The 20389-nt window shown below is 69.9% G+C and carries 21 protein-coding genes and 1 pseudogene; 11 read left to right on the forward strand and 11 right to left on the reverse strand.

From position 1 onward, the window contains the following. Window positions 1-90: 90 nt before the first annotated feature. The 3 genes from ACWGR4_RS33005 to ACWGR4_RS33015 all read right to left on the reverse strand — a co-directional run bounded on the left by ACWGR4_RS33005 (window position 91) and on the right by ACWGR4_RS33015 (window position 1783). Window positions 91-429: a hypothetical protein gene (locus ACWGR4_RS33005; protein ID WP_452129684.1), complete on the reverse strand. Its 339-nt coding sequence runs from the start codon at window positions 427-429 to the stop codon at window positions 91-93. Between the two features lie 258 nt (window positions 430-687). Then, window positions 688-1218: a hypothetical protein gene (locus ACWGR4_RS33010; RefSeq protein WP_452129685.1), complete on the reverse strand. Its 531-nt coding sequence runs from the start codon at window positions 1216-1218 to the stop codon at window positions 688-690. 184 nt (window positions 1219-1402) lie between these two features. Then, window positions 1403-1783, reverse strand: coding sequence for a hypothetical protein (locus ACWGR4_RS33015; protein ID WP_452129686.1), 381 nt, complete (start codon window positions 1781-1783; stop codon window positions 1403-1405). 226 nt (window positions 1784-2009) lie between these two features. Between ACWGR4_RS33015 and ACWGR4_RS33020 the strand changes: the two genes are divergently transcribed. After that, complete coding sequence (locus ACWGR4_RS33020; protein WP_452129687.1) at window positions 2010-2432, forward strand: HIT family protein; 423 nt, start codon at window positions 2010-2012, stop codon at window positions 2430-2432. Further along, window positions 2429-3019, forward strand: coding sequence for a nucleoside 2-deoxyribosyltransferase domain-containing protein (locus ACWGR4_RS33025; RefSeq protein WP_452129688.1), 591 nt, complete (start codon window positions 2429-2431; stop codon window positions 3017-3019). Before ACWGR4_RS33020 ends, ACWGR4_RS33025 begins: the two co-directional genes overlap by 4 nt. A 121-nt stretch (window positions 3020-3140) precedes the next feature. Here ACWGR4_RS33025 and ACWGR4_RS33030 read toward each other — a convergent pair whose 3' ends face one another. Further along, a complete protein-coding gene (locus ACWGR4_RS33030) occupies window positions 3141-3773 on the reverse strand; it encodes a DUF6368 family protein (RefSeq protein WP_452129689.1) in 633 nt (210 codons plus the stop codon). A gap of 358 nt (window positions 3774-4131) precedes the next feature. Here ACWGR4_RS33030 and ACWGR4_RS33035 point away from each other — a divergent pair, with 358 nt between their 5' ends. After that, on the forward strand, window positions 4132-5469 hold the full coding sequence (locus ACWGR4_RS33035) for a hypothetical protein (RefSeq protein WP_452129690.1): 1338 nt from the start codon (window positions 4132-4134) through the stop codon (window positions 5467-5469). 623 nt (window positions 5470-6092) lie between these two features. On the opposite strand, the gene ACWGR4_RS33040 is transcribed toward ACWGR4_RS33035, so the two are convergent. Next, window positions 6093-6530 (reverse strand): hypothetical protein, encoded by a 438-nt coding sequence (locus tag ACWGR4_RS33040; protein ID WP_452129691.1) that lies wholly within the window; start codon window positions 6528-6530, stop codon window positions 6093-6095. 143 nt (window positions 6531-6673) lie between these two features. Continuing rightward, entirely contained in the window at window positions 6674-7195 is a 522-nt protein-coding gene (locus ACWGR4_RS33045; protein WP_452129692.1) for a S1 RNA-binding domain-containing protein, read from the reverse strand. A 920-nt stretch (window positions 7196-8115) separates the two neighbouring features. On the opposite strand from ACWGR4_RS33045, the gene ACWGR4_RS33050 reads away from it, so the two are divergent. Both ACWGR4_RS33050 and ACWGR4_RS33055 read left to right on the forward strand, forming a co-directional pair. After that, window positions 8116-8430, forward strand: a complete 315-nt coding sequence (locus tag ACWGR4_RS33050) for a hypothetical protein (protein ID WP_452129693.1) — start codon at window positions 8116-8118, stop codon at window positions 8428-8430. A gap of 469 nt (window positions 8431-8899) precedes the next feature. Next, window positions 8900-9418 (forward strand): hypothetical protein, encoded by a 519-nt coding sequence (locus ACWGR4_RS33055; protein WP_452129694.1) that lies wholly within the window; start codon window positions 8900-8902, stop codon window positions 9416-9418. A gap of 107 nt (window positions 9419-9525) precedes the next feature. Here the strand turns inward: ACWGR4_RS33055 and ACWGR4_RS33060 are convergent, their stop codons facing one another. Continuing rightward, the gene (locus ACWGR4_RS33060; protein ID WP_452129695.1) at window positions 9526-9750 is read right to left on the reverse strand and encodes a hypothetical protein; all 225 of its coding nucleotides are present in this window, start codon (window positions 9748-9750) and stop codon (window positions 9526-9528) included. 783 nt (window positions 9751-10533) lie between these two features. Here ACWGR4_RS33060 and ACWGR4_RS33065 point away from each other — a divergent pair. Then, complete coding sequence (locus ACWGR4_RS33065) at window positions 10534-10932, forward strand: hypothetical protein (protein WP_452129696.1); 399 nt, start codon at window positions 10534-10536, stop codon at window positions 10930-10932. A 147-nt stretch (window positions 10933-11079) separates the two neighbouring features. Here ACWGR4_RS33065 and ACWGR4_RS33070 read toward each other — a convergent pair whose 3' ends face one another. Then, window positions 11080-11721 carry a hypothetical protein gene (locus ACWGR4_RS33070; protein ID WP_452129697.1) on the reverse strand — a complete coding sequence of 214 codons (642 nt, stop codon included), beginning with the start codon at window positions 11719-11721 and terminating at the stop codon, window positions 11080-11082. Window positions 11722-11808: 87 nt separating this feature from the next. Between ACWGR4_RS33070 and ACWGR4_RS33075 the strand changes: the two genes are divergently transcribed. Then, window positions 11809-12986 (forward strand): IS3 family transposase gene (locus ACWGR4_RS33075; RefSeq protein WP_452129698.1). Its coding sequence is split into 2 segments (ribosomal slippage): window positions 11809-12064 and window positions 12064-12986, totalling 1179 coding nucleotides; the frame shifts between segments, so codons are not numbered across the junction. Window positions 12987-13656: 670 nt separating this feature from the next. On the opposite strand, the gene ACWGR4_RS33080 is transcribed toward ACWGR4_RS33075, so the two are convergent. Next, window positions 13657-14118, reverse strand: coding sequence for a hypothetical protein (locus ACWGR4_RS33080; RefSeq protein WP_452129699.1), 462 nt, complete (start codon window positions 14116-14118; stop codon window positions 13657-13659). 158 nt (window positions 14119-14276) lie between these two features. Between ACWGR4_RS33080 and ACWGR4_RS33085 the strand changes: the two genes are divergently transcribed. Next, window positions 14277-15623, forward strand: a complete 1347-nt coding sequence (locus ACWGR4_RS33085) for a hypothetical protein (RefSeq protein ID WP_452129700.1) — start codon at window positions 14277-14279, stop codon at window positions 15621-15623. A 770-nt stretch (window positions 15624-16393) separates the two neighbouring features. After that, the gene (locus ACWGR4_RS33090; protein WP_452129701.1) at window positions 16394-16648 is read left to right on the forward strand and encodes a hypothetical protein; all 255 of its coding nucleotides are present in this window, start codon (window positions 16394-16396) and stop codon (window positions 16646-16648) included. 639 nt (window positions 16649-17287) lie between these two features. Here the strand turns inward: ACWGR4_RS33090 and ACWGR4_RS33095 are convergent. Further along, window positions 17288-18226, reverse strand: a complete 939-nt coding sequence (locus ACWGR4_RS33095; protein WP_452129702.1) for a LysR family transcriptional regulator — start codon at window positions 18224-18226, stop codon at window positions 17288-17290. Window positions 18227-18345: 119 nt separating this feature from the next. On the opposite strand from ACWGR4_RS33095, the gene ACWGR4_RS33100 reads away from it, so the two are divergent. Next, on the forward strand, window positions 18346-19185 hold the full coding sequence (locus ACWGR4_RS33100; RefSeq protein WP_452129703.1) for an NAD(P)H-binding protein: 840 nt from the start codon (window positions 18346-18348) through the stop codon (window positions 19183-19185). Then, window positions 19182-19739 (forward strand): anthrone oxygenase family protein, encoded by a 558-nt coding sequence (locus ACWGR4_RS33105; RefSeq protein ID WP_452129704.1) that lies wholly within the window; start codon window positions 19182-19184, stop codon window positions 19737-19739. The genes ACWGR4_RS33100 and ACWGR4_RS33105 overlap by 4 nt, the downstream gene beginning before the upstream one ends. Window positions 19740-19792: 53 nt before the next feature. Here the strand turns inward: ACWGR4_RS33105 and ACWGR4_RS33110 are convergent. Continuing rightward, a pseudogene (locus ACWGR4_RS33110) lies at window positions 19793-20341 on the reverse strand (hypothetical protein); the annotation flags it as partial. Window positions 20342-20389 lie beyond the last annotated feature (48 nt).

A 20389-nucleotide genomic window follows, 5' to 3' on the forward strand; every position in this document is an offset into this window, starting at 1 on the left:
GCTACCTCGCCGCCCTCCATCTTCGCGCCGCGATGATCTGGCTCAACGCCCTCACCCACACCACTCATTGATCACGACTGGATACGCGGCCTAGACCAACCCCAGCCCGGGAAGCTGAAGCGCCAGCCCCGAAACCAGCACCGGCACCCCGATTGCGAACCGCCACCGCCGCAGACACGCGGCCGACGCGAACCCGACGAGCGTCACCACGAAGCTGAGCCCGCAGGTCCCGAGCGTCCACCGGAAGTCACTTCGATACCGGGCCCGACACGCGGCGTCATCACAGACTCCCGACCCGTCCGCGACACCGTAGAGCGCCATCAGATCCGCCATCGCCATCACCACGAACACCCCGAGCATCGCGACCCCGGCCAGCGCGGCCAGGAACCCGTGAATCCCACCGCGCGGCGCCGAAACCCTCTTCTCCACGCCGAGCACGCTACGAGCTCGCCCCGCCCCGGGGCGTCCGCACACATACTCAGCCAAGTACTCAAATGACGCCGCCGGCCCGGCCGCCCGCGGCCGAGCCCCCACGTGCGGCGCGATCCGCCACCTGGCCACTTCGGGCGGACGCCCCCGAGAAGCGCCGGAGGATGTGAGCGCACACATGGCGGGACCGCACCGGGTCGGTGTCCTCCTCGAAGCGGCCGAAGCCTGCGGCTGTGCCCTCGTCCGCCGCTGTGGGTCCTACGTCGAGGATGTGCCGTGGCTCGGGGGGATATCGAACGCATCGCGGACGTGTTCCCGGAACGGGCCGATCGGCGCGGGCAATAGGCCGTCGGGGTGCAACCGTGAGGGCGCGGAGGGGGGTTGCGCCTCCCAGTCGATGATCCGGCGCTGCAGCAGCGCCAGGTGGGCGAGGCTCCCCGCATATTGGGCCATGAGTTCGCTGATGTCGCGCAGTTCGTGAAGGTCGAAGAAGGAGTTGCGGTCGTCTCCGTCCGCGTCGAAGGGAAACTGCTCCTCGGCCGAGCGCAATCGCAGGAACGGTCGACCTGGAGAACCATCGGCAAGCGAGTAGGCCATGACATCGGCGGAGTACCCGACGTGGACGTGCCGGGGCGAGAACGGGTACAGGTCGATTCCTGCGTTCTCGCCGACGTGCACTCGGGTCGGATCATCCGCTCGCACCCGGGGGTGCTTGTCGGGAGTGTCTCGCATGTTGCACCACGAAGGACACGAGAAGAGCGGCACAGGCTTGGGTTCCGGATCGTTCACTCGACCTTCCTCGGCTCGAGAAGGCGCCGGCACAAGGTCGGGTCCCTCGAACGGTCGACGGCAGTGCCGGAACCAAGGGGCGCCCGAGAGAAGGGGTCACCGGCCGGCCGACCACTTGGTGGGACCGCTACTTCGGCCACCCGGGGACCCCGGACGGCGGCCTCTTCGAAGTGGCCTCCCAAGATCAACGGACCGGGAATCGCAGGTGTGTCCTCGCCCGAGGTTCATGCCGCCGGGGCGGGGTCGCGCCGGAAGGCCCGCCGAGTTCGACGGCCGCCTCCTCGAGCCGCAACACGCTCACGTTCGACTCGTCGCGCCCGGCCAGGTGCGCAGCCCCGTCGATCGCGACCGCGCCGGTGGTCAGGATCGTCACCATGCGGTCGCCGTCGTGGCCGCGGTCCCAGCGCAGGCATCGGGTGGTGTTGCTGCGTCGGGGCGGCACGAGACGGGCCCGCGATCCGTACGCGTTCCACCGCAATCCGGCGCGGGTCATCAGCGCGCTGCGCAACGCGGTGCACGCGGTCGGACGCCAGTGGTGCGCGGAGCGTTCCTCGACGGGGGTCACGGCCGCTTCCTCCCAAGGATGGCGATGACGCATGGCGGGATGGTCCGACACGGACCGGATTCGGGTCGCCCTGCTCGAGGCGGCCGGTCGTGGTGCTCCTCCGATTCGGGTGATCTCGTATGTACTCGGCGGGCTCGTGGAAGCTCGAATCGGCGGTCGTGGCCACCCTTCGAGGGCAACGGGCAACCCCTGCCAGTGGCCGAGCGAGCCGGCCAGGCTTGGATCCATGACGACACACAGGGCTCGTACGAGTCGTGATCACCAGCACCTGAACAACTGCGCTTTCTGTGCCATCGCCGTCGGGGAGGCCCCGGCCGTCATCATCCGCGAGTGGCCTGACGCCTTCGCGGTCCGCCCGCGCGGCGGCGGCGTGAACAACGGGCACGTCTTCGTCCTACCTCGTGTCCACGTCGCGGACGCCGGCACCGACCCGGAGGTGACCGCGGCGGTGATGCGCCGGGCGGCGGAGCTGATGGCGGAGCATCCCGCCGCGAACATCATCACCAGCAAGGGGAAGGCGGCGTCCCAGAGCGTCCTTCACCTGCACGTCCACGTCGTGCCACGCCAGGAGGACGACCGCCTGCCACTGCCCTGGACCCCACAGCACACCGCCCGCGCCACCGCCGCACGGAACGGAGCCACGAAGTGACCGCCACCGTCGACCTCGTCATGGCCCGCGAGCCGATCCCCACCGGCCCGAGTGTGTTCCTGGCCGGGCCCACCCCGGACCGGGCCACCCCGGTACCGTTCTGGCGTCCCGCCGCCGTTGCCGCCCTCGCAGAGCAATGGACCGGCACCCGATCGCTCACCGTGCTGAGTCCCGAATCCCGCGACGGCCGTCGGGCCGCCCGCTACGAGGACCAGGTCGACTGGGAAACCGATGCCCGGGCCACGGCCGACGCGATCCTGTTCTGGATTCCTCGGGACCTGCGGACCATGCCCGGCATGACCACGAACGTTGAATTCGGCCTCGACGCGAGAAGCGGACGGGCCGTCCTCGGCTGCCCACCCGATTGCCCCGACCCGGAGAGGAACCGCTACCTGATCCACGTGGCTCGCCGCCACGGCGTTCCCGTGTGTACCACCCTGGCCGACGCGACAGCCGCCGCCCTCGCCCTGCTTGCCGCGCCGGATACCCCGGCAGTCCGGATAAATACCCACCGAAGTCCCCACCGCCACCGCCCACTCCCCCGCTCGTTCACGACGCCCGGTTGGCGCACCGTGTCCGGAGCGTAACCGGCACCTGCCTACCGGACCTTGCCTTCGAGGAAGTGTGGTCCGTACGGGGGCGGGGATCTCTCGTCACCGGTTGCACGGTCCGGGTCACGGCACCACCTCCGCCGCGGATCCGTTCGGGCTACTTGACCAGCTGAAGGGCGGGATGCCCGACCCAGGCCCGCAGGAACTCCGCCGTTCCCAGCGCCATCCGGTCGTCGTCCGCGATCCCCCACACTCCCGGAAGGCCGGCGACGACCGACGCCTGCCCGTCCGGCAGCTCGGCTTTGGCCACGACCCCGATGACGTCCATGACAGCGGCGGTCAGCAGGGCCGTGGCCACGTGGTCGATCCGGCGATTGCAGCCGGCGCTGACATTGACGGCATGGGTCGGCCCGAAGCCGAGGATGGCCTCCACCTCCGGCTCGTCCGCGTGCTCGGCCTCGAGGATGCTCTCGTCGCCGACGCCCGGCCCCATCACGTGGACCAGGAAGGGCCGACGCCGGTCCTCGTGCTGCGGATCGAAGCCCACCACGGCCGTGAGCTCCTGGTCCGCGAAGGCGTTGCCGAGGAGCGGAAGCGGGAACGGCTTTCGCCGGTCCTCCTCCCGCCCGTCCTCGACACCCAGGCGCTCCGCGGGCACGTTGACGTCGAAGAACCCGGGCCGCTTCTCGGCGAAATGCGAGGAGAGCCCCACCATCAACGCGCGGAACTCCCACAGCGCAGCCGGGGAGAGCGGCTGCGCCAACTCGATCACCAACGTCGGACCAGACATGCCGGGAGCCTGGATTGATCGGCTCCACGACCGCTCGAATTATTCCCACACCGAGTGCAACGACGATCGTCACGCCGCCCGCCGCCCGCCGCCCGCACGGGCCCGTCGCCGGCGCCCCGTCCCGTCAACCCCGTCCCGTCGATCCGTTCTCCGCAACGACCTCGGCCGAGTTCCCGGGCACACCAAGCCCGTGAGGCCCCGGACCGACCGTCACCATCCACCACGCCCCCGCCCCGGGATCGTCCGCACTCCGGCGGGCGGGCGCCGTCCCGCCCGCGCCGCCGCGTGCCGTCCGGCCGCCGGCCGCGGCACCCACGCGCGGGATCGATTGTCGGCATCGGCCCCTACGGTGCTGCGGATGGACATCGAACTTCCCCACCCGCAGCAGGACTTCTTCGACCGGGTGCCACCGAACACCGTCACCTTCCTGCTCGAGCGCGGGCACGTGGACGCGGTGGTCGAGGCGGCGCGCCGCGGGGAGTGGGAGTGCGCCCGGGGCGCGGTGGAGCACTTCCTGGCGCGCGGCGAACCCGGGGCGGCGTGGGGGGTGATCGCCCCGTTCGTGGCGACCGGTCGATGGTCGGCCGCCCGGGAGGCCGCCCCGGTCCTTTGCGCCCTCGGGCGTGGCGGGGAGGCGATCGCGATGGTGCGCGCGCACGCCGAGGGCGGCGTGCGAGACGCCTGGAACACCCTGGCCGAGTTCCTTGCCGGCGACGGCCGTATCGACGAGGCGATCGAGGCGCTGCGCCCGCGTCTGTGCGACTGGTACCACCTCGAGGCGCTGGTCGAGGTTTCCGAGGGTCGTGGGCGTGATGCCCGCGTGATCGACCTGTTGCGCCGCGTCTGTGGTGGGGGCGGGCCGTGGAATCGGGCGATCATGCTGGCCCGGGTGTTCGAGCGGGGCGGTCGGGTGGACGAGGCCGTGGAGGTGCTGCGCGTGCGGATCGACGACCCGGCGCACATGCAGGTCAACGACGTCGAGGAATTGACCGCGGTCCTGGCCCGGCACGACCGCCTGGACGATCTGCGGCTGCTCACCGCCGGCCCGCACGCCCGCTGGGCCTTCTCGTCCCTGGCGGAACGGTTGGAGGAGTCGGGTCGCGTCGACGAGGCGATCGAGGTGCGGCGCCGCGCCGCCCGGGAACGAATGCCCTACGCGGCGGGTTCGTTGGCGTTGCTGCTCGCGCGCGTCGGTCGCCCGGGCGAGGCGGTGGACGCGGTCCGCCCGGCGTTGGACGGCGCGGACTGCGGATGCCTGCTGTACGAGTTCCTGGACGTCCTGGTCGCCGCCGGCGGCGCGGTGGCGGCGCTGGAGCTGATGACCGCAGCGGCGGAGCGCAACCCGCACGTCGCGGAGCACGCAAGGAGTCTGCGGCCGTGGTTGTTGTCCGAGGCCGGACGGGGCGAGGAGGCGATCGCCGAGATCGTCGCCCGGATCGAAAAGGACGACGAGCGGCGTGCCGTCGAGGAGTTGGCCCAACTGCTGGACTCGGAGGGCAGGGTCGAGGAGGCGATCTCCGCGCTGTGGGAGTACGCCGCCGAAACCGGCTTCGGCCGCGTGCACCTGGCCCGCATGTTGATCGGACAGGGCCGCGTCGAGGACGCGATCGCCGTCCACCAGCTGCCGAAACCCCGCATCGTGTCACCGCCGGACGATCCGTGGGGCCCGCCGGTGGTCGAACCCGCGTCACCGTGAACCGCAGGAGCCCACCGCAGACGGTACTCCGGGCCCGGGATCCGTGCGTTCGCGTGTCGAGGTGCCGCGCGGCGCACCCGGGGGCGAGCCCGGACTCGGGAGTGGTGCCGAACGCGGTCCGAGTCCGCGTCCGGGGCGGTGGGATGCGGGGATTCCGCGCCGTCGGACTCGTGGACGAGCATCCGCCGGAGCCCCGTCCCGCTTCGGCCGCGCGTCGCCGGCACCGCCACACAACGACCGCCCGGAGATGTTGCCTCCCGGGCGCGGTGATTCCGCGGTCGAACGGACGAACAAGCGGACCCCTGCCGTGCGTGGAGGATCCACGTTCCGTCGGCGCAGGTTGTGTCGGGACGGGGGTGACACAACGTCGTGGGAGTTCGCCGTCTCGGGCAACTTCGACCGGCCGTGTGCGCCGGGCGCGGGGCTACCGGGACCGCGTCACGGGTCCCGGAGTGACCGGGTGCCGGTCGCCGTCGGAAGGAAGCGCCGCCGTTGCGGTGTCCTCGTGACCGCCGGGGGGGCAGTGCTCTCACCGCGAAGCAGCGCACCTTGGGCAACGGGGTCGCCCACCTCGGTACCCGGTTCCGCCGTCGGATGTCGCTCGCACATTCAGGCTTGCGTTGTCACGAGGGTGGCTTCCTCGGGTTCCCGGACCGGCTTTCATGCTCGACCTCGATCCCTTCGAGAGCACTCCTCCATCGCTGCCTCCACTGCTGGGACATCTCGGGCGACGCGGACAGGCGTCGGATCAGGTCGTGCACGAGTGCCTGGTCGAAGCCCGATGTGGCCTGCATCCCGACGAGCCATGACGCCGCGGCTTGCATCCAGTACGAGCGGCGGGATTCGACCGCCGAGGAGACCGTCAACTCGAACAGTCGCTCCGGGGAGGCGATCCCACCATCCGCGAGCGCGTCCCACCGAACCCGGAACTCGCCCAGGCACTCCGACAGTCCGCGCTCCATGAACGGCCACAGCGGACGCCTCCGGTCGAGCAGCGACCCACGCGCCGGCTGTCCGGTGACCGCGATCGTGCCGATGTGGCGGCCGGCGTCCCTCGGCACACGAAGGGTATGTGCCCGGACACAATTACTTTGCGCGGCATCCGCCTTCGCCGCCGGCCGGATCCCCGGCCCCGCATCGCGGAGGGGACAGGGGTGGGAGGCGTCGGAGGTCGGCGCCGAGCCCCTCACGCCGGCGTCGAGGCTCACGGCAATGCAACGGTCACCCGATGCGTTCCGGGTTCGGTCCCGAGGTCGACCTCGCGGATCCGGACGCGGACCCGGTCGCCCTCGCGAAGTCCCGCGCGTTCCTCGTCGGTCACCGCCAGGAGGGCCACGAGGGTGTCCGAGAGGGTGAGCAGGACGGCCCCGCCCTGCGGACCGGCGACGACAATCGCCGGCACCATCTCGCCGATCCTGCCGGAGAACGGCGCGGCGGGGTTCGCCTCCAGGGCCCTCGTGGACAGATACACCACCGCGTCCGCCTCGTCGACGAACATCACCTCGGCCGTGACGACTTGCCCCACCCGCAGCCGCTCGTTGAAGTCACGGACGTACCCGGACGTGAGATGGAGCGTGTTGATCACGCCCCGGGCATCGTCGAGCCGCACGAAGGCCACCGAACGCAGGACCCGCCGCACCACCCCGGAGCAGACCCGCCCGCTCGGAAACCGCGCTCGAAGATCCGCGACGACCCTCGCGTGATCCGGATCGGAACTCCCCACCATGCCGGGCATTCTCGCGTACTCGGACGGCAACCCACGGCCGGGTCGCAGCCCCACCCATCGACACCCACCACGTTCCGGTTGCACCGGCCCGCGCCGCACCGCGCCGGAGCTCGGCCCTGGTTCACGCATGGCGCTGCGGTCGTCCCCGTGGCGGATCCTTGGGTCTGCCGACGCCCGGGGGAGGGTGTTCGTTGCCGAGCCCCAAGGCCACGGCCCAGGCCCACGAAGAGACCCGAGAACTCACAGGGTCCGGGCGAGGTATTCGCCTCGGGTTCGCCGGCTCGCCGCCCGCCCCCTCCGACTCCCGGGCTCGGCCGCGACCGCCGGCAGTATCGGCGCATGAACCTCTCCGAACAATTGGCCTAGTGGCAGGACGTCGAGACCGCCATGCTCCGGCTCGGCAGGACACTCGGACTCTTCGAGCTTGACGACACCTACCTTGATCACAAGTGGGTGTTCTGGTCCCGCAACCCCCTCGGCGACATGCTCTACGGCACACTCCTGCAACTGGTCAGATGGGAGCCGTGGAACGACGCGAGAACGAGAACGACGACGACGGGGACGACGAGTTCCGCTGGTGCCCCGAGGGCGTAACCCGTCTGAAGAAATGACCCCTGCGGGAGGCGGTCGCGACACCCGCCGTGCTGTGCGTCACCGGGGTGCCCGGTGTCGGCAAGACCGGGGCCGTGGCCGCCGCGCTGCGCGCATCGCAACGTGAACGGGGCCGGGACGCGGCGTGGTTGACGTTCCGCTCCGCCCGACGATGGCGAGCGTGCGGGAGGCGTTGTGGGGGCAGTTGTGGCCGGGGCGGGTGGCGCCGCGGTCGCGGATCGACTTCGAACACGGCGTCACCCGCGCGTTCGAACGCACCCCGCGCACCTTGATCGTCGACCACGCCGATCGTCCTGCCGAAGGACGCGTTGGAGTATTTCGCGGCCCTGGCCGAGGACCCGCACGTCGACCTCGCGCTGATCGTGATCGGTTCCCTCGTATGGGGCGCGGCGCTGCCGAAACGGGCGCTGAAGCTGCATTCCCTCACGTACCGGCGTGTGCGGTTGGAGCCTTTGACGGACGCCGAGGCCGTCACCGTCGTCCCGGGCCTGCATCCGATCTGGGCCGACACCATCGCCCGCGAGATCACCGACCTGAACCGCGACGTCGGCGGAACGCTGCGCGGATGGCACCGGGTCACCGCACACCGACTCGCCACCTCCTCCGCGGGAATGGGCGTGTAGCGCAGCCGGCGCCGGACCATCGTCCGCCGCCGCCCGCAGGGAGGTCGGGGCCGTGGGGGTGGGACATCCGAGGTGCGCCTGGTGGCGTTGTCGTGCGGGCTGTGCCGCGCGGGGGCCACCGGCGGCCCGGTCGGCCGGGCCCGGGTCGTGGTCGGGCCGTGCGGAGTTGCCGCGTTGCCCTGTCGGGCGGCGGGGTCGACGCGGCCGCCTCCTCCGAGGGCCGCCGCGACCCGCGAGCCGTACGGATCGTTCGAACCGGTGACGCTCCACACCGACGACACGCTCACGCGGAACGCACTCTCCCGCCCGGCTGATTGGGCTCGGCCAAGGACCGTCGCCGGCCAGAACCTGTTTCCGATCCGTTCCGGGTGATCGGCAGTGGGTTCGGCCTCGTGACCGGATTGTCGGCCGACACTTCTAGGCTGCGTTCGATTGCGGACCGCGGTCGGTTGATCATCGGAGTGAGAACGTGAGCGTGTCCTTCTTCTGGCGACGTGCCTCGGCCGAGGCGGTCTCGTCTTTGGCCCCTGGGGAGTTGCTGGAACTCGTCCCGTACTGGGACCAGCAGCCCGACGTCTGGAGGGCGGGCCTGGTCACCGGGGTGGAGTTCCACTGCTCGGTGCTGGACCGGGTGCTCGTGGAGTGTTGCCCCGGGCAGGTTTCGGCCGAACTCGCCGTCTATGGCGGTAAATCGCGCACGGACCTGTGGATCAGTCCCGACGGCGAAGTGCAGGAATACACCGTCGTCACGACCCTCACCCCCGAAGAGGTCACCGCAGTGGCCGGGACTCTGGGCGGCGCGCCGTATGAGGCCTGGCTCTCCGCGAACCCGCGGCGCATGAGCGCGTTGGTGGAGGAACTCGAGTTCTCCACGCCGTGGCACGACGACTGGAGGCGGAAGGTCGTGCACGACCTGGTGAACCTCACGGACTTTTATCGCGCGGCGGCGGATGCCGGCGACGCGATGATCAAGTATCTGAGCTGCTGAGAACCCGTCCGATCGCGGATCTTCATCGAGACACGGACCCGGTGCGGATCGACCGTTGAGCAACTGCGGTGTCGAAGGTTTCCGGGCACGATGCGATACCCGCGGGCTCAATCGACCACGGCATCCGGCGCGAGCGCCAAACCGGCGGCCGCGAGGAAGTGCTCGAGATCGATGTCGCCGCCGCCGGTACCGTCGTCCCATTCGACAAGGAGCCCCGACAGGCCCGCGTTCCACGTCTCGGGGGTGTCGTCCGCGTCGTCCGGGCCACGATGCCCTCGCCGTGCCGGTATCGGAGGTATAGATACCGGCCGGACACCGTCCAGGCGTTCCACTGCGAAGGAAAGCCGTGACAGGTCTGCACCACCCGCACCAGCGTCCGATCCGCGTCCATTCGAGGATGATCGCGCAGCGGCAGGACATGAACAATCGACTTCGGCCGATCGCGATCTCGACCTACCACCGCTGATATCGGGCAGGGATTCAAAAGCAGGCGCCAAGCAGGTCCGCGACGACGGGGGCGCCGATATCCCGGCGAACGCCGCCCGCGGGCGGGTAGCGTCGCGGGATGATTCGATTGCGCACGGTCGCCCCGGCCGTGGCAGCCGCCGTGTTCCTCCTGGCGGGCTGTTCCGACCACGACGGGCCCCACACTCCGGACCCGAACGACACACCCGTGTACCGATCCAACATCTACTACTACTCCGGTAGTCCCTCCCCCGGGCTCGCATGGAACTCCCCGACGCCACGATGACAACGGCAATCCAGCGAACCGTCGGGCACGCCGCCCGACACCGGACCCGACCGACTCCTCGAGATCGGGTCGGGGACCGGGGAACGACACCGCGACGACGGACCCCGTCCGTTGCACCACTCCCCGACGTCCCGCCCCGGCCGGCGCCGTCGTCCCGGGCGTGCACCCGTGGTGGGCGGACACCACCGCCCGCGAGATCACCGGCCCGTTCGCGCGACGTCGGCGGGACGTTGTGCGGATGGCACCGGGTCACCGCACGCCGCCTCGCCACCTGCGCCGCGGGAACGGGCGTGTGGCACGCCGGTGCCGATCCGAGATCGTGGCAGGGAAGGTCGGCGCCGACCGCAACGACATGATGTTCCGCATGGATCTTCAATACTTCAACCAAACGGGATGGCTTGCCTTCTTCACCGGCATCGAGACCGAGATCGGTCGGCAACGGAACGTCGAAGGCTGGGACCCGAACTCCGGCACGGCCCTCGTGGTCGACACCAAGCGCGGCGCACTGCGCCCGGTCACCGACTACGAGGACTTCTCCCACCTCGAACCGGCGAACCGAGTCGTCGCGGCAGTGCCGGGAGGCGGATGGCGGGCCCACTGGAACGACGAAGGCCCGGGCAAAACTCCGCTGACGGAACAGGTACTCGCCTGGTTGGTCACGTCCAACGGGCGCGCCACCCCCATCACCATGGACGCCCACGGACACGTCGACGACGCGTACGGCGCCGACGCCTTCATTCCCCCCGGCGAGGAACTCGACTGAAGGCCCCGCGTCTCAACGAAGACAGTCCGACCAGGTCGACCGGCATCCTTCAGACTGGCTTCGTTGAGACAGACACCCTCGGGCGCGCAGACGCGCCCGAGCCTGCCGGCTCCGAGTCAACGTCACCGACGCACGGAGCAGCCTCGGTCAGGAGGCGTCCAGTGTCACGCCCGCGAGCGTGGGCATCGCTCGGAGAAAATCCGGGACATTGCGGAGTTCGTCCAGCCGCTGCTCGTAGGACTCGACGCGCTTCGTGCTGTCCGCGGCAAGGCCGGTCAGCCGGTCCAGTGGATCCGTCTGCGACGCGACGATGATGGAGTCGTGGTTGCCCACGTCCGAGCCGATCGTGAGGTCGACGAAGATCCCGTCGTCCCCGAGGACATCGGCCAGGACCGGCCGCACCGGGCCGCGCAACGCCGCGGTCAGACGCTCGAAGCGTTCGGCTCCCGGGGTGACGGCGAACACGGTGATCTCCGAGGACGCGTCGAGGAGCACGGCGTGCAGCGCGGACACCAGGTCCCTCGGGGTCGCCAGCGGGAACAGGCCCGCGCCGTCACGGCCGATCCTCTCCCCCTCCCACCCGGTGGGCCCCCGGAGGAACCTGTTTGTCGCACTCCCGGGAACGAAGCCGTTGTCCCGCGCCGCGGCGGTCACCTGCTCCGCGTCGACCTCGTACTCCCAGTCCACGAGGACCGGCTCACGTCCCAGTGTTCGTGCGGCGTCGTGAAGGTAGTACGCCGGAATCGCATAGCGGGCCAGGCCGGCGGTCAGGCGCCAGACCAGCCCCACGTAGACGGCTACTTCCTGAGCCGCTCTGAGATTTGTGGAGTCCTGGAAGCCGGGTTATGGTGCCCGGCGTAAGGAGCACCACGAACCATGCCAGCACCACGCAAGTACCCCGACGAACTAAGGGAGTGGGCGGTCCGCACCTCCGGACGGCCGGTCGCGCACGTTGCCCGGGACCTGGGCATCCACAAGGAAGCCCTCCGAGGCTGGGTCCGCCAGGCCGAGGCCGACGCCGGCGAACGGACCGACCGGCCGACCACCGCCGAGACCGAGGAACTGAAGCAACTGCGCAAGGAAGTCGCGGAGTTGCGGCGGGCGAACGAGATCCTCAAGGCCGCGTCCGTGTTTTTTGCCCAGGAGATCGACCGTCCCCGGACGAGGCCGAGCAGGTGATCGACCACCTGCGTGAACAAGGTCTCGGGGTCGATCCCGTATGCCGGGTGCTGGAACTGTCGCCGTCGACGTACTTCGCGCGCAAGAAGCGCCCCAGGTCTGCCCGCCGCCTGCGCGACGAGCAACTGATGCGGCTGATCGAGGCCGAGCACGCCGACTCCGGCGGCACCTACGGCGCCCGCACCCGCGCGCTCCGCCGCAAGGGCCACGTCGTCGCGCGGTGCACCGTCGAGCGGCTGATGCGCGAGCTCGGCATCGAGGGCGTCATCCGAGGGCGGCGGCGTCGCACCACCGTGCCCGAGCCGGCCGCACCGCGACCGCCGGACCTGGTCGACGGCCGGTTCACCGCCGACGGCCCGGACCGGCTGTGGGTCGCGGACCTGACGTATGTGCGGACCTGGTCGGGGTGGGTGTATGTCGCGTTCGTCCTGGACGTGTACTCGCGGATGATCGTCGGCTGGCAGCTCGCGGACCACCTGCGGACCGAACTCCCGCTCGACGCGCTGGAGATGGCACTGTGGCGCCGCCGGATCAAAAAGGACTCCGGCCTGATTCACCACAGCGACCGCGGGTCGCAATACGTGTCCATTCGCTACACCGAGCGACTGGCCGACGTCGGCGCCGCCGCGTCCGTGGGTTCCGTGGCCGATTCATACGACAATGCCATGGCCGAGGCGCTGAACGGCACCTTCAAGGCGGAGCTCATCGAAATGCAGGGCCCCTGGCGGGACTTCGCCCAGCTCGAACGCGCCGTCGTGCGCTGGGTCGGCTGGTACAACGACGAACGCCTGCACTCGGCACTGGACTACGTGCCACCAGCTGAATACGAACAGCAATACCGTGCCGCTCAGGCGCAAGCCGCACAGATTGCCTGAACAACCGCAGAACGACTCCATAAAACTCGGGTCAGCTCACTCCTCTGGGCCAACGGCCGCCACGGCCTCCCCGACCACCCCCACCAAACCAACTGGCGCTGGCACTGCACACCCCTGGCCGAATGGGACGGCACCAACCCCGGCAACCGGGCCCGAGAGCCACAGAACGCGAACTGAACAGGCGTATGTATGCCCGGCCGTCTCCGGGGGACTGAGGGTCGTCGTCGACCGGCATCCAGACCTTGACCCTGCTCGCCTGGCGGTGTGACGGGACCTCGACCGGATACGTCCCGTCCAGCGGAATGGTCACGCGTCCGGCCACCAATATCAGCACAGCGACTTCATCGGCCTCGCGTGCAGTGGGGGCACGCTTGGACAGGAGCAGCTGATACCAGTCCTGTGATTCGGGAACACGCATCGCCCCTCGAGGAGAGTCGTCGGCGGGGCGCCGCTGTGCCGTGACACGAGAGCCGGCCCCTCGTGGATCAGAGTCGGTGCCGTGGAGATCATCCGGCCCGTCTCCGGATCGAGGGTGTAGGCCGTTTCGATGGGTGCGCGTTCATTCCGGACACGGTCGAGAGAACTGCAATCTCGACCATGTCGTCACACGGTCCGGATCAAGCGCCATGGCCGGTTGCCCATTTCGTGAGTTGCCGCAGCATGGCCTCTGTCAGTCCGTTGTCGGTCCGTGCGGCCCGGAACTCGGATCCGAGCGGTTGAGGGCTGCTCGCTCCAGTTCCCCCGGATCGATGCGCGCCATGAAACGCGCGGCGGCCGGGCCGGGGTCGTCTTCTGCGACGGGCACGTGCGCGAGAACGTCGAGCGTGGCCGGCATTGTTCGAGCCGGAGCCGGAGCCGGATGGAGGACCACCGTTGGTGGCGTACCGGCTTCGAGGAAGATCTCGATTCCGCGCAGACTGTCCGTCAGATCCTGGTCGTCCAGGGAGAGTTCGTGCCGGGCGGCGTCCGAGTTGATCCTGATCCGATGAAGTGCGACCCCCGGGATGGCTTCAGTCGTGATCACCGGACTACGAGCACGTGCTGGAACCGATCCGTGATCAGCGGTGCCGGATGGGATGTTTTCCTGGCACGTCCAGACAGCATGCACGATCGCCGGGCACTGGTCGGCCAAGTGGTCCGCGAAAATGTTCGTCGGCGGCACCCCGAGTCGACGATTTCGTGGGTGGCCACGCCGCGCCCTGCGTATAACTTTGAGTGCACTCTCATTCACCACCAGTCGCGCCGCCTCGTCCGTCGCGGGCGTGGCGGCGCTGGGCACTCAGGAGTGGCATGACCACAGTGCAACGCTACGGTGATCTCGAACTCGGCTTCCAGATCGTTCATGCCGTGCAACCCATCACGTCGACGCTGGCGGTGTACGACGTGCACCACGGCGTCTCCGGGACCGACTGGATGAAGACGGGCGTCAAACTCGGGCCTCAGGGCGCCAAGCCCGGCGGGTTGCTTTTGAGGGACAGGTCCAGCGACGGCAGCCTGCTCCGCAGGCCCGTCGGCTGGCAGCGCATCGGGGAAATCCCCACACCCGGCAACAAGACGGGCATCTGGCGGCCGATCCCCCCGCCCGGATACGTTGCGCTCGGCGACTACATCGCGGTCTGGTCCACCTCCGACCCGGCCCTGCTGCCGGAGTTCTACACGCAGTTCGCGTGCGTGAAGAAGACCCACAACGGCCGCAACTACGTTCGCGAAGGGGAGGTCGGGACCAGACTCCACGAGGCCGACGGCCTGCGGGTGTGGTCGGTCGTGGCGCCGCCGTACCCGGACGGCGACCAGGACGAGCGCCTCTACCTGCCCAGCGGCTGTCTGACCGCGGTCACGTCCTCCGGGACGCCCGCTCCGACCGCGACCACCTGGATTCTTGACCTGCCGGCCGTGGTGGAGAGGCGCGAGGGACCGGAGATCCCCGAGTTGACCTCCTACGCCCGCCCGCCGGCCCAGACCTCCATCGCCGACCGCACGGTCACCGTGCCGTACTACCTGATCGACGACAAGGGCCGCGACGAGGAGTGGAAGGTCGCCAACTCCCCCTTCTACAAGGTCCGCCGCAAGCGTCACTACGAGCTGATCCTCTTCCGCGACAACCGAAACGGCTCAGAGTCCCAACCCGAGTCGCAGGCCGTCACGACCGGCGTCACCAGGACCGCCGAGGAGTCCTTCCGCACCTCCACCGGCATGACCGTCGGCGTGTCGGTCGGCGTCGAGGCCGGCGCCAAACCGTTCGGCATCGGCGCCTCCACCACCGTGACCACCTCGATCTCCACCACGATCGAACTCGGCTACGAGCGCCGCACCAGCGTCGCGACCATGCGCGAGGAGACCAAGAACCGGGGTTTGAACGTCCCCCCGCGCAGCTCCGCCTGCCTGTGGATGGAACACCACGAGATCGTTCCGATCCGCGCCAACGGCGACACGCTCGGTTCCCAGGCCGCGCTCGGCTTCACCACCGACTACTACGTCACCGGTGAGTACCCCGGCGGATCCCGAGCCGCCTACTTCGAGGAGGCAGCCGACGGCGCCCGGACCGACGGGCCTGCCCGACACCTGGCCCCCGACACCGAACCCTCCGCACGACCACAAGCCCAAGAGCCGGCCCCCGTCACGGCAGACTTCGAATAGGCCCGACCGACACGGCGCCGACGCCCGCCTTCGTCCTTCATGGTTGCCTGTGCGGGCGGGCCGTGCCCCGGTGTTCGACGGCGAAGGGCTCCCCATCGCTCGATCGGGAGCCCTTCGTGGTTTCCCACTCGTCCTCCCCTTCCTCCCGGCCCACAGCGATGTCGGAATCTCGCAGCGGCGGAAGCCCGCCCAGGGGCTGGGAGGCGGTGAACGCGCACTTGCCCAGGACGTTGACGTGCCTGTACGTGGCGACGACGTCGTACCAAGCGGGCGGCTGCGCTGTTGCCTGGCCCACCCTCCGGCATCGCGTTGAACATCGCCGCGGCCGGGTCCAGCGCCACCGGGTTCGGAACCCGCACCAGTGCGGCGGATCCCGGCACCGCGTCGTCCGCAGAGCCCTCCTCGTGTTGCGTCGAACGCAACTTTGAGGCAGCCGGCGTGCCCGGGGTCCCCGATTCACACACATCCACCTGTCCGAGTGACCGCGCAGCCTGCGTCGTCCAAGTGCGGGCGCCTCGTCCTCATGGCGGGTGAACGCCCGCGCACCTGACTCGACTCGAAGTGGCGCGGGCCTGTACGACTACCCGAGCCAACGAATCGTATGGATGCCGACCGCAGTCCAGCGCGCCGTAGCCCTTCGGCAGCGCTGCGGTCGGAACCCCGTCGACCGTCAGTCGCCTGAGAACGATCGGAAGGACAGCTGTGCGCCTGCGCAGCGTCCGCGTCGCCGTCGGCTTTGCCGCGGCCGAGGAGGAGGAGGAGGAGGAGTCATGACAGGTCTTGGGTCCTTGGACCTCTACAGCGAGCCCGACCAGGGCGGCGACACGGTGTCCGTGTCGGCGGCCGGCGTCGGAGGAGGCCGCGCGTCGTTGAGCGAGCCGTTCACCGCCCGTTCCGCCCAGAACAACACGAGGTTCAATGCCGAGCTGTTCACCGACGACGGCACCACACACCAGATGCCGCCGAAAGCCGCAGTGAACTTCGAGGAGCCCCAGCAGTTTTCGGGAGCCTTCTTCACCTCGTGAAGCGGACGGTCGGCGGAAGTCGATCGTGCCGATGGCCGAGCGGCTTCCGGTTGCAGTACCAGCCGCGATGGACCCACGTGTCGAGCACCACGCGGCGGTCGGCTCGTTCGCGGATCACCGGTTCGGTGTCCGTACGGTGGAAGCCCGTGGATTCAGCGACCGCCACGCTCGCGGCGTTGTCCGGGGCGATGCGCAGGATGACCGCGTCGGCGCCCAGTTCGTCCCGGGCGTACGCGTCATCGGCCGCACCGAACGCCCGGCCAGGCCCCGACGGCGGTGCCTGGCACCGATCCCGTACGCGATCTCCCCACCCGGGTGGGCCGTTGGGCGTCGGAACCGAGGTCGATGTCGGGACCGTTCGCGTCCAGGAACAGCAGCACCTCGCCGCACGGTTCGCCGCCGTCGCCCGTGACGGCCGGCTGGATGCCCCGGTGCAGCGCGCGTGCTCCGCGTGCCCGCGCCAGGTAGGCGCGCGGCCTCCGCGTCGATGGGCGACACGAGCGGAGTCCACTGGTGGATCTCGGCCTCGTCGAACGGCTCGACCATGGCCGGCACGTCGTCGTCGGTCCGCTCACGCAGCCGGAGCCCGTGGCCCTCGACGCGGATCTCGCTCGGCAGGATACGAGTTCGTGCGTTCGATCATGCCCCGCGACCCCCGTCCGGACCAGCCTCCGCCCCCGTCGCCCGCCGCCGGGACGAGCGCAGTGCCAGGGCCTTTTCGTTGAAGGCCCGGATACGGGCGGTTTCGTGCGACGCGCGCCAGACGAAACCCCATTCCACGGGCGGCGCGTCGCCGATCGGGATGTAGGCCACCTCGGGCCGAGTGTAGAAGCGGATCACCTGGCCGCCGACCAGGAACGCGCCCTCGTTGGCCCCGACCATCGTCAACACCTCCTGGAAGGAGGCCACGCGCGGCCCGTGCGCGATCGGCCGCCCCAGCGGAGTACGAGAGGGCACCCGGTCCTCGGCGATCGCCCGCGGCGCGTTCTCGGGCAAGCGCAGCAGCGTCACCCGGGCCAGGTCCTCCAGATCGATCTCCGTCCGGGTCGCCAACCGGTGCTTGGCCGAGACCGCCAGGTATCGGGGTTCGGACCACAGGACCGGTCCCGCGACCATGTCCGGTTCGACGATGGGCCGGGTGTTCAGCACCATCTCGGTACGGTGTTCGCGCAGGTCGACGAACGAGTTGTCGATCTGTAGCTCGCGGATGGACACCTCGCCCGCAGGGTGGTCGGCACGATACGCGCGAGCCGTCTCGAGCACGAATCCCCCGGCGGCGGCCCCGACGAAGCCCACCCGCAGCGGGCCCTCGAACCCGCGCGCGGCCATGACGGCCCGATCCAGCGCCTTGCGCACCTGCTCGTAGCCCGGCCGCAGGTCCTCGTGGAATCCCGCGCCGATGGTGGTCAGCGACACCAGCCGGCTGGTCCGGTCGAACAGGGCCGCACCGACCCGGCGTTCCAGCTTGCGGATGATCTGGCTGACCCGGCCGGTGGACACCCCCAGCCGCTCGGCCGCCCGGCCGAAGTGCAGTTCCTCGGCCAGCGTGAGGAACGCCTCGATCTCGTACCGCTCCATCAGGCCCCCGCCCCCATCGTTGCGCGCCGCTCAACGATAGTTGATCAAGGAGGCATTGTTCCGGGCCGGCGCCCGAACGATCGTGGAGGCACCTACTTCTCCACACGAACGGACTTGAAATGACGGGGAGTTCCAACAGAATCCTGGTGCTGGGGGGCACCGGGAAGACCGGTCGCCGAATCGTGGACCTGCTCCGCGCCCGCGATCTCGACGTACGGGTGGGCTCGCGCCGCGAGGACCCGCCCTTCGACTGGGAGAACCCGGCGACGTGGCCCGCCGCGCTGATGGACGTGGACTCGGTCTACGTGTCCTTTCAGCCGGACTTGGCCGTCCCGGGCGCACCTGAGGCGATCCGCGCCTTCACTGAGACCGCGATCAGCGCGGGCATCCGGCACCTGGTGCTGCTGTCCGGGCGGGGCGAGGCGGAGGCGCAGGCATGTGAGCAGATCGTCGCCGACTCGGGTATTCCGTGGACGGTGTTGCGGGCGAGTTGGTTCAGCCAGATCTTCAGCGAGAGTTTCCTGGCCGAGCCGGTCCTGGAGGGGGAGGTGGTGTTGCCGGTCGGCGACGTGGGCGAGCCCTTCGTCGACGCCGACGACATCGCGGAGGTCGCCGTCGCCGTACTCACCGAGAAGGGACACCACGGGCGGCTCTACGAACTGACCGGCCCGCGCCTGCTCACCTTTGCGGACGCCGTCGCCGAGATCGCCGCCGCGACCGGGCGCCCGATCGGCTTCGTGCCCGTCGGCGCGGACGAGTACGCGAAGGCGCTGGCGGAGGCCGGTCTGCCGGCCGGCGACATCGACTTCGTGACCTACCTGTTCACCACCGTGCTCGACGGCCGCAACGCGCACCTCGAGGACGGTGTTCACCGGGTCCTCGGGCGTGCGCCGCGCGACTTCGCCGACTACGCCCGCACCACCGCCGCGGCCGGGATCTGGACCCCGGAGGCCTCGTGAGGCGGCTGCGGGTCGCCACCCTCGTGGCGGCCACCGTCACCTCCGGGCTGAACGCCGGCCTGTTCGCCGGGTTCGCCTACTCGGTGATGCCGGGCCTGCGGCGCAGCGACGACCACGCGTTCGTCGAGGTGATGCGGAACATCAACGAGGTGATCGTCAACCCGGTGTTCATGACCAGCTTCATGGGCGGGCTCGGCTGCGCGGCGGCGACGGTGGTGTCGAACCGGCGCAGCGGCGATCGTGCGTTCCGGGCCTGGCTGCTCGCCGGGTTCGCGGGCTATGCCGCGATGTTCCTGATCACGGTGGGCTTCAACGTGCCGCTCAACGACGAGTTGGCGGCGGCCGGCAGCCCCGACGGGGTCGATGTGGCGGCGGTTCGGGCGGCGTTCGAGGACAAGTGGGTCGCGTGGAACATCGCCCGCGCGATCGCCAACGTGGCCTCGTTCGCGAGCTTCGCCTGGGCGCTGGTCCTGCTCGGCCGCGACCGGCAGCCGGTGGTGGAGGTCGTCCCTGCCCCGGCCACGGCCGCACCCCGGCTGGTCGGCTCCCGCTGATCACCCCGGGTCGGGTCCCCCGCCTCCTCGGCACGGGACCCGACCTGGGGAGCCTCGCCGAACTCCCGGATCCATCGGCGTTCGACCACGGGCACGTCGAGGATGGTGAATGTCGCCGCGTAATTTCGGAAGGTTTTCGGCGGAGTCCCCCACTCGACGATCTGCAGTGCCCGGGTGACGGGCACTGCAGGGGTTCCCGGGACGAGAAGGCCGCGAAAGCGGACGTCCAGCCGGGTTTTCGCCTTCTCGAACAGAAGGATGGGGGGCACCCGTTCACGGCCCTGTCGGCCGCCGGCGGCGTCGCGAAACACGTCGCGGAGGAAGGCATTGCCCTTGTGGGGCGTCTCGTGCAGGTCACGACCCGGTCGATTGTTGTCCCCGTGATAGACCGCCGTGCCACGGAAGGTGTCGACGGCGTCGGACCACTCCGGCCGGCTCCGGTTGACGTACAGCACGGCAAACAGGGTGCTGCCCGGCAGGACCCCTCGGGTGGCGGGATGGACCCCTCGCCGGAACCCCCCCGCGGTTCTGTGTCGGCAGGATCTTGTGGATCGGGCCGTCGCCGAACCCGGTGCCGAGGCCGCCTTCGTACACGACGTCAACGATCAGGTCGGTGCTCGACAGATCGGCGTACGGGACCGAGAGGCTGG

The organism is Embleya sp. NPDC055664, assembly GCF_053618075.1.